We start from the raw sequence: 1,271 nt of genomic DNA, 5'->3' as shown, positions 1-1,271 counted from the left end.
GTATAACAATCCGGAAGCGGTACAATACTTAAATTGCATCTGTCAGGCGCTTGTGATTAATTCCAGTTATCCTGCCCCCTACAAGGGATATTTTGTATTGATTCTTGACAGTAATGAATTTAACGCTTTTGCCACTCCCGGCGGCCACATATTTGTCACCAGAAAATTGATAGAATCCGCGTCTTCTGAAGATATGCTGGCGGCGGTAATCGCCCATGAGCTTGCGCATATAATATTAAGGCATGGAATTCAAATTATCAACGAATCAAAATTTGAAAATGAAATGTCCGCTATGGCGGATTTAATGGCAGGCTATGCCGCCGGCATGTCAGCCGAAGCCGCGCGCGCCAACAGTTTTCGTGATTCCATAACAAGGAATATAGATACCTTGATTCAAAGCGGTTATTCGCAAACTCAGGAATATGAAGCTGACAGGGAAGCGGTGATACTGCTTTTAAACGCGGGTTATGATCCAAATGCTCTTTTGGATATGTTTAAGGTATTACAAAAAGTCAGGGATTCTCAATACGGCAGGGGTTTATTTTCGACTCACCCAAGCCCCGAGCTTCGTATTGCAAATTTAGAGGGATTAAAGTTCCGCAAAAATAACACGCTTAGAGATCGTTCGCAAAGATTTAAAAGCGTGAAGTTTTAAACATACACCAGATTACTCTGAATATTTAGGGGTATTAATTACTTACGGAGGAATTAAGCATGGCTATTAAAAGCAATTTAAAAAACAAATCAATAAAGCGCGTAATTTTATGCGCCGCTCTGGCAGTTATGAATGTTATGGCTTCCTTTGCGCAGGAAGATTTTTCAGAAAATAATAATACGTATAAAAATATACCGGTAGAGGTAATCGGCGTTCCATACAGTTATCGGGATATTAGGGGGCCTCATTCCCTGGATTATCTTATTGATTATTTGTATGATATGTTTTCCAAAGGGCGGCAATCAACTTTTGTTAATTTTAGAATTAATAAATTTGTTTATGAATTTAAAAACGACGGCAGTTTAATTGTAAGCACATTTTATAGTTATGATAAAACTCCGGCGGGCGGGAATTCGTTTTACCCCGCAAAAGACAATGATGTCCATAAATGGTCTTTAACGCCTGATTACCATAATCATTTAGAGGGTAAGTGTTCACTGGACAGGTATGATGACATTGCAATTTCCCAGGGAAAATTAAATGAAATGATAAAAGACCCCGGCCTTAATAAAATCTACGACATTCTTTATTCCGTTGCTCTGGATATGGACTACGA

Annotated in this window: 2 protein-coding genes; both read left to right on the top strand. The window is 39.0% G+C overall.

The features are described 5' to 3' along the window. The coding region (locus ACYVRH_RS12870; protein ID WP_461257298.1) for a M48 family metalloprotease at positions 1 to 655 on the top strand (655 nt) is incomplete at its 5' end. A 59-nt stretch (positions 656 to 714) separates the two neighbouring features. Next, positions 715 to 1,271 (top strand): hypothetical protein (locus ACYVRH_RS12865; RefSeq protein WP_461257297.1); only part of this gene is annotated, 557 nt, incomplete at its 3' end.

It is taken from the genome of Treponema sp. R80B11-R83G3 (assembly GCF_054786115.1).
The sequence above is the reverse complement of the archived record's forward strand: the minus strand, read 5'-3'. Positions and strand labels throughout refer to the sequence as shown.